The 7933-nt window shown below is 60.4% G+C and carries 3 protein-coding genes and 3 pseudogenes; 4 read left to right on the top strand and 2 right to left on the bottom strand.

Annotated features, from left to right (window positions below; translation table 11 throughout):
* A pseudogene (locus BGN91_RS12260) lies at nt 1-519 on the bottom strand (IS5/IS1182 family transposase); the annotation flags it as partial.
* 159 nt (nt 520-678) lie between these two features.
* Between BGN91_RS12260 and BGN91_RS12255 the strand changes: the two are divergent.
* Together BGN91_RS12255 and BGN91_RS12250 are read left to right on the top strand one after the other, a co-directional pair.
* Complete coding sequence (locus BGN91_RS12255; protein ID WP_292613659.1) at nt 679-1767, top strand: L,D-transpeptidase; 1089 nt, start codon at nt 679-681, stop codon at nt 1765-1767.
* Between the two features lie 393 nt (nt 1768-2160).
* The gene (locus BGN91_RS12250; RefSeq protein WP_292613523.1) at nt 2161-5364 is read left to right on the top strand and encodes a DUF2309 domain-containing protein; all 3204 of its coding nucleotides are present in this window, start codon (nt 2161-2163) and stop codon (nt 5362-5364) included.
* Nucleotides 5365-5578: 214 nt separating this feature from the next.
* Here the strand turns inward: BGN91_RS12250 and BGN91_RS12245 are convergent.
* A pseudogene (locus tag BGN91_RS12245) lies at nt 5579-5722 on the bottom strand (Ku protein); the annotation flags it as partial.
* A 228-nt stretch (nt 5723-5950) separates the two neighbouring features.
* On the opposite strand from BGN91_RS12245, the gene BGN91_RS12240 reads away from it, so the two are divergent.
* Entirely contained in the window at nt 5951-6310 is a 360-nt protein-coding gene (locus BGN91_RS12240) for a hypothetical protein (protein ID WP_292613521.1), read from the top strand.
* A 432-nt stretch (nt 6311-6742) separates the two neighbouring features.
* Nucleotides 6743-7752, top strand: a pseudogene (locus tag BGN91_RS12235) (IS110 family transposase).
* Nucleotides 7753-7933: the final 181 nt, after the last annotated feature.

The raw sequence follows: 7933 nt of genomic DNA, 5'->3' as shown, positions 1-7933 counted from the left end.
CGGGATGGCGTGTGGTTCGCGCGTCACCGCAGAACGCCGCGTCGTGTTTTGGGCGACGTGCGGCCGCACGTTCATCGTCTTCAGCTCGTTCACGAAGTCGGCTGCGTCGTAGCCCTTGTCGGCCCCCAGCGTCACAGCGACGGGGCGATCGGCGTGCGGCTCGATCATCGCCAAGGCGGCGATGCGTTCGGCATGGCCGCTGGCGGGCGTCAGGCAGGTATTGACGATGAGCCCCCAGCGGTTCTCCATCAAGGCATGGCCGAGAAAGGCCAGCTTTGCCTCCATGCCCGCGCCCTTGCGATAGAGCTTGGCGTCCGGATCGGTGGTGCTGGCATGCGTCGCGTTGGAACGCGTCGCGCCGCGAAAGTCGCGCTCGACGTTGCGCCCGCCCGACGATGGTGGCGGATCGTCCGGGCCATCGACTGGCCTAAAACTCTTCATCGAAGCCCAGGCCTGGATCAGCGTGCCGTCGACGCTGAAATGCTCGGTCGACAGAAGACGCTTCACCCGCGGCTGCGCCTGATCCTCGACGGTACCGTGGTTCGTGCGGCTCGACCGCAAGCTGACTCGATCTCGCTCTTCGTTCTTCTCGGCGCGCGCGCGGACGGCCAGAAGGTGCTGCTCGTGAGGGATCAACTTTGCCGTCTGCGAGTTCCTATTGGAAACAGGAAGGGCACCATGATCAAGCAATCGAAGCTCCGCGTCTGTCTTCTTATTCTGACTAGCCTGTTCGCGATTTCAGTTCCCTGGCAAACCGCAATTGCGGGGACCCTGACTCCGGAGGCAATTAACACCGCCACACCGGCAGCTAGCTCAAGACCGAAAGGCGGCCTAGACGGAACAACGGTCAAGATCGAGATCCTGCTCGATAGAGCCCATTTTTCGCCAGGAGAGATCGACGGCAAAGACGGTGAAAACTTAAAAAAAGCGCTCGTTGCTTTCGCTGCAGCAAAAGGAACGTCCTGGCAGGGGAAATGGACCGACGATCTCTGGGCTAAGCTTACCGCAAATGGTCCTGATGATCTCCTGATGCAGTATACAATTACGGAGCAGGACCTAAATGGCCCGTTTGTCGATCGCCTACCCACCAAAATGGAGGATATGAAAGACCTGCGGAGGCTCTCCTATACCTCGCCCAGAGAGGAATTAGCCGAACGCTTTCACAGCAGCGAGGACTTGCTCGCGGCGTTGAACCCGAACGCGCGATTCGCCAAGGCTGGAGAGACGATTGTGGTGCCGCGAGTTGGAGACACGGAGCTGAACGCGAAAGTAGCGCGACTGGAGGTCGATAAGACGGCCGCAACTGTGAAGGCATTCAGTCAAGACGGGCAATTACTTGCATTCTACCCGGCCACGGTCGGAAGCGAAGAAAAGCCGGCACCAAGCGGGACTCTCAAGGTCACCGGTGTCCAAAAGAACCCAACCTATCATTACAACCCGAAGTATCAGTTCAAAGGTGTGAAGACGAGGAAGCCCTTCACCGTTAAGCCTGGACCGAACAATCCTGTCGGTCTCGTTTGGATTGGTCTAACCGGACAAGGATTTGGCATTCACGGCACTCCGGACCCGAGTAAAGTGAGCAAGACTGAATCACACGGCTGCGTCCGACTTACCAATTGGGACGCGTTGCAATTGGCAGCGGTTGTCGAGAAAGGCACGCCCGTCGAATTTATCGGTGACGACAAGGTTAAAGAGACGAACGCGAGTGCATCCGAAACAACGAGCGCCGCGGAAAGAAGGCGAGTGCGAGGTCATCGTCACCGCTAAGCCATGAGGCCATCACGCCTGCAATGAGCTTCTGCGGAATATCGAAGCCAAGCAAGCGCCGCGCCGATACGGTGCGCGATGCTCTTCCGGCTCCGGGCTCTCATGCCTTGCTCTTTGAGGAGCTTGTTCGACCCGCTGCGGGTTCTGCATCCGTCACAGCAGCTAGCAATACATAAGTTCAACTTGGAAAATAAATAAGCAGATCCAATTTTGGCTTATCGGAATACGTCCTTATGATCGGGCTAGCGCGCGGCTGAGTGCCGCTAACTCTTCATCCCGCGACCCTCGCTTCGCAATCACCTGGCCTGGCCCGGACGTCTCGCGGGCATTAGGGACTGAAGGTCTAAGCGAAGAAGCGGCTCCGCAGCGCTGGATTCTATCGGAGGAACAGTTATGATGGATGCATTGAACCTCGGGCGGCGTCTTCGGGTGCGTTCGACCGCCTATGTGGCGAGCGAACCGGTGCCGTTTTTCTGGCCGATGCGCACCTTCATTAGCCGCAATCCGCTCTTCGGTCTGGAAGACATGCCCTTCGAGCAGGCGGTGCGCCGCGCTGCGGAGCTGTTTCAGGCGCGGATGTTCCTGCCGCGCAGTAACTACCAGCACTGGCAGCGTGAGGGCAAGGTGCGGCAGGATACGCTTATCGAGGAGATCGCGCGGCGCTCGCAAGGCTTGCCAGCGGTGCCGGGCATCAACTGGCCACGCTGGCTGTCGGCGCTGATGCAGGCCGAGCATGACCGCGATGCAGTTATGCCGGGCGTGCGGCCGCAAGACACCTTTGCGGCGCTGCACCGGAAGCCGCCGCCCGCGCAGGCGGTGGATGTAGCCGCACTCCTGCCCGATCTGGAGCAGCGCCTACACGCGTGCACACTGCCTGAGGCGGTTGATGCCCTGTGGGGTACCCGCCTGGCCGACGAACTCGACGAGCTGGTGATCAAGAGTTATCTGGATTTTTTCGACGAAGACCAGTCCTCGTGGCGCATGCCGGGGCGCGAGCGCGGCCTGTTCGCCGCCTGGAGCGAGATCGCGCGGCGCAATGCGCGCATGTTCCTGCGCGGGCTGCACGTGCGGCGCATTCTCGATCGGGTGCAGGACTCCGAGAGTGCAGTGGTGTACGTCATGGAGGAGATGGGCATCGGCGCCGACGACTGGCCAGCCTACTTCACCCGCGTGCTTACCCGGCTGTACGGCTGGACTGGCTTTGTACGCTGGCGTTCGTCCGCCAAGCATTACTACTGGGCGCAGCGCTACCCCGCCGACGTCGTCGATCTTCTGGCCATTCGCCTGGTGGTAGGACTGGCGCTGCTGGAAGAAAGTGCGCGGCGCCGCGGCACGCCGGTTCGTCGCGACCAGCTCGACGCCGTGCTGCATGAGCGCGGCGCGGAGAGCCTCCTGCGCAACGCGTTGCATAGCGGCGAGGTGCTGCCCGATTGGGCGCAACGCATCGACGACACGCTGTCGCGCGGCGGCAGCAAGCGCTGCGAGGCTCTGCTGCAACGCTACTGGCCATTATGGCAAGCCCGTCTCGGACAGGAACAGGCTGCCGCTTTGCGCGAACTGGCCGCCGCGGCGGAGGCCGTCCCGGCGCTCGAAGCGCTCTCGGCGGAGGATATCGCGGGATTGATCGAAGGGCTTCAGGAGTTTGCGCGTCAAGAAGGGGTAGTCTGGACTCTGGCGATGGAGGCGCGGGCCATCGATCATCTGCTCGCGCAGGTCCAGGTGCCGCAGGATTTGCCGGCCGGCAAGCGGCCGTTCGCCCAGGCGTTGTTCTGCATCGACGTGCGTTCGGAGCCCATCCGCCGCCACCTGGAGCGGGTCGGCGACTATCAGACCTTTGGCATCGCTGGCTTTTTCGGCGTGCCCGTAGGCTTCCTCGGCTATGGCAAGGGCAGCGAGAGTCACTTCTGTCCGGCGGTGGTCACGCCCAAGAACCTGGTCCTTGAGTTGCCAGCCGCACTAAACTCCAAGGATGAAGAGTTCGTCAGCACCCTCGGCCATGTGCTGCACGATCTCAAGAGTTCGGTGCTTTCGCCCTTCGTCACGGTGGAAGCGGTCGGCATGCTGTTCGGGTTGGATCTGTTCGGCAAGACCCTGGCGCCGCTGGGCTACAGCCACTGGCGCGGCCGCATCGATGCCGAAAAGCCCGTCACCCGCCTGCTAGTGGACAAGCTGACCCGCGAGCAGGCCGACTCCATCATCCGCACCCTGCAGCGGGCGATGATCGTCAAGGCACTGCATGCCGAGCTGCATGTCGAGCGCGAGCGGGTGGATGACGACATGATCCGCGAACTGCGCGAAACCGCGCTGCGTCACCGCGAAGGGCCGACGCGGCTGCGAACGGAGTTCGGCATTTGGCAAAAGCAAGAGGCCGAGTTTCTCGACAAGCTGCGCGAGGACTACCGCATCGATGCCGATTACGCCAATTATCAGCTCGTGCGGCTGGGACGCATCGGCTACTCGCTCGACGAGCAGGTCAATTACGTGCACACCGCCCTGACCATGATCGGACTGACCAAGACCTTCTCGCGCTTCGTGCTCATCGTGGGCCACAGCGGGCAGACCGAGAACAACCCCTACGAAGCGGCACTCGATTGCGGCGCCTGCGGCGGCGCCAGCGGTCTGATCAACGCTCGGGTGCTGGCGCAGATGGCCAACAAGACCGAGGTGCGCGAGCGGCTGCGCGGCATGGGCATCAACATTCCCGATGACACCTGGTTTCTGCCGGCGCTGCACAACACGACCACCGATGCGATCGAACTGCACGATCTCGACGTACTGCCGCCACGTCACCTGGCCTATCTGGATCGCTTGCGTAACGGCCTGCTCGCCGCGTCCAAGCTGGCTGCGGCTGAGCGCATGCCGAAGCTTCTGCCGGAGGCGCAGGCGATCGAGCCAGCGCAGGCCTATCGCATGGCGCACCGCCTGGCGGTGGACTGGGCGCAAACGCGGCCCGAGTGGGGGCTGTCGAAGAACGTGTACGGCATCATCGGGCGTCGTAGCCTCACAGAGGCCGCCGACCTGCAGGGCCGTCCCTTCCTGCTGTCGTATGACTGGCGCTGCGATCCTAAGGGGCGCTTGCTTGAGAAACTGCTGGCGGCGCCAGTCGTGGTGGGCGAGTGGATCAACCTCGAGTACTTTTTCTCTACCGTGAACAATGCCCGCATGGGCAGCGGCAGCAAGGTCTATCACAACGTGGCCGGGCGCTTCGGCGTGATGACAGGCAACATAAGTGATCTGCGCACGGGCCTGCCGATACAGACGGTGATGCGCGACGGCCAGCCCTATCACGAGCCGATGCGCCTGATTGCCCTTATCGAGGCGCCGCTGGATTTTGCCGGGCGCGCACTGCAAAGCGTGGTCAAGGTCAAGAACCTGGTGCACGGTGGCTGGATTCGCGCCATCGTCATCGACCCCACACAGGGCTACAAGCCTTTCGTCTTCGACAATGGCCAGTGGGAGGAGCGCGCGTCTCTAGCAGCGTCTGCGGAAGAAGATGGCTCCTCATTTGAGGGGAGAGCACTAGCAATTCGCCACAGACTAGCTCAATCGCCTCAGATTGAAGGACTACACGCGTCGCAACAACCTATCGAGTCATGAATGTTATCGTGTGTGGACGTATATGGACCCCCGATTGCAACAGGTTGGCTGGATCAGGATCGGAGCGGCTTGAGAATTCTTCGCCGCGAGCCGCGATGGGTTTTCGCCCGCTTCCACCTCAATGCCCCGGAGACATTGACTCAACCCATGCCGGTCCACACATCAGATTCGGGAAGCGACGGTGTGATCTTCTGCCATTTGCTGCAGCCAAGGTTGGCCGGAAGTGCCTCTTCTTCGTCAGCAGTTCGTTCAGGGCTTTCTCGTAGTCATCTTCAAATTTTTCTGGATCGAAGTGGCCGCTCTTCTGGTCGACGATATGCTTGGCTAGATCAAGCATTTCCTTGGTGATTTTGACGTCCTAACGTGGTTGACCTCATGGACGCGCTACGTCAGAGCCTGAAATCAGAACCAGCCTCGAGAACAAAAAAAGCCCCGGCTAAGAAGGCATTAAAAAACGCAAAGCCGAATGAATGCACAACCTCGCCGGGGGCGGGTTCTCAGAGAAAGGCGGCTGTAAGAAAATTCCTCGGAAACGAATCGGATGACCCGTACTTGAATCCCGGCTCTGTTGTATTGGAGTTCCGATATGCCGAATCCGAATTGGTCGCCTTCGATCGTCCCAAGCAAGCGTGACCGGACGGTATATCTGGTGGCCGATGATTTCAGAAGCGGGCGCGTGTGGTGCGAGACGGACTACGAGCAAACCGGCCTGGAAACGGTGATCCAGGACCTGCTGACCGGCCAGTATAACAATCCCAGCCGCGTCGTCGCCTTTAATACCGGAGAGCATTGGTCGCAGGACGTGTCTGCAGATGTTGCGCGCGAGCTGCGCCGCCGGTGCGACCTGCAAGCCCGAGATATCCCGTTTTTCCTTCAGGATTTCACCGATCGCTACGAAGGCCGATATCGGGACTTCCAACTACCGCTGCCCTTGCGCCTCGTCTGAGACGGGCCGTCAGCGCGAGCTGACCAGGAGCATGTGCATGGTCGAGAACAAAGATAACCATAGGCAGCCGAATGGTGTTGAACCGCCACTTTCCGAGACGGTCTTCAGCGTGAGCAACTCGGGCCTCGTGGCATTGCTGGCAAGAACAGTCCTACGAAGATGACCCCTCAGCAAAAAAAAGAACACACCAACCGTAGGTGACTTCGACGGTCGCCCCGCCTGATTGCAGATCCCAGATAAAAAACCCCGCCGGACGCTTCTCGCACAGCGAAACACCTTCGGATGCTTGTGGGTCGCATAGTTGTCGATGATCGCGTGGATCACTTTTCCCACTGGGACCTGCTCCTCGATTGATGGTGTGGATGGCTCCTGCTTCCGGCGTCGCATTGCGCCATAGTCTGGCTGTCATCGTCCCGCTTGCAGGAGCCATCCATGCCCGAGCTTGCCATAGTTGGTATCGACCTCGCAAAGAGCGTCTTCCAGATCCATGGTGTAGACGAGAACGGTCGGGTTCTCGTGCGTCGCCAGCTTCGCCGTAGTCAGTTGCTTGCGTTTTTCCAGAAGCGTCCGCGCTGCTTGATCGGCATGGAGGCTTGCGCAGGTTCTCACGACTGGGGGCGCAGGCTTCAGGAGATGGGACATGACGTCCGGCTGATGCCGCCGTCCTATGTGAAGCCTTACGTGAAGCGCGGGAAGACCGATGCCGCGGACGCGGCCGCCATTTGTGAAGCCGTGACGCGTCCTTCCATGCGGTTTGTCGCAATCAAGAGCGAAGCCTGCTCATCGGTTCTGGTTCTTCATCGCACGCGGGACTTTCTGGTTCGTCAGCGCACCCAGATCGGCAACGCAATACGAGCCCACATGATGGAGTTCGGAATCATAGCTGCGAAGGGCGCGCAGAACGTCGATCGATTAAAGGACCAACTGGATCGGCTGCCGGACGCGGCTCGGATGCCAGTGAGTTTGCTTTTCGATCAGTTGGCCGAGACGAACAAGCGGGTCGAGCGGCTGACCGATGAGATCGAAGAGACCTACGAGCAAAGCGAGACAAGCCAGCGTCTGGCTACGATCCCGGGTGTAGGCATGGTCTCGGCAACGATCATCGCGGCAACGACGCCTGATGTCGGCAATTTCGACTGTGCGAGAGACTATGCTGCCTGGCTTGGTCTGACGCCCAAACCGCACTCCACCGGAGGCAAGCAAAGGGTGGGCCGGATCTCGAAGATGGGTAATAGATATATCCGACGCTTGTTGTATCTGGGCGCCATGGCGCAGATCATGCTCAGACGCAGACTCAAGCGCGAGCCGGGATCGGATTGGCTATCAAGCATGTTGATCCGGAAGAAGACGAAGGTCGTCGCCATCGCCTTGCGCATCGCATGGCAAGAACAATCTTCGCCGTCCTCAGAGATGGATCACGTTACGAGCCGCAGGCAGCCTGACTGGCTCTCGGAATGGTCAGGGCGAAGTGAGGTGATGGCGAACAGCCGGAGGCGAAGAATCAGGACACCCCGATCAATCCGAAGCGCCTCGAGCGCGCTCGATTGAGTGGGACCTGTTCTCCAAGCGGATATTCATCAGGGCGCGCAGCGATCTCGTTGCATCTTCAGACGCCGTATACAT

The organism is Nitrobacter sp. 62-13, from assembly GCF_001896955.1.
GTDB lineage: Bacteria > Pseudomonadota > Alphaproteobacteria > Rhizobiales > Xanthobacteraceae > Nitrobacter.
Note: the sequence above shows the minus strand (reverse complement) of the source record. Positions and strands in the feature narration are given on the sequence as shown.

What these genes read in the sequence shown, in the direction of transcription:
- BGN91_RS12255 (WP_292613659.1), top strand. Translation starts at nt 679, where the DNA reads ATGATCAAGCAATCGAAGCTCCGCGTCTGTCTTCTTATTCTGACTAGC.
- BGN91_RS12250 (WP_292613523.1), top strand. Translation starts at nt 2,161, where the DNA reads ATGATGGATGCATTGAACCTCGGGCGGCGTCTTCGGGTGCGTTCGACC.
- BGN91_RS12240 (WP_292613521.1), top strand. Translation starts at nt 5,951, where the DNA reads ATGCCGAATCCGAATTGGTCGCCTTCGATCGTCCCAAGCAAGCGTGAC.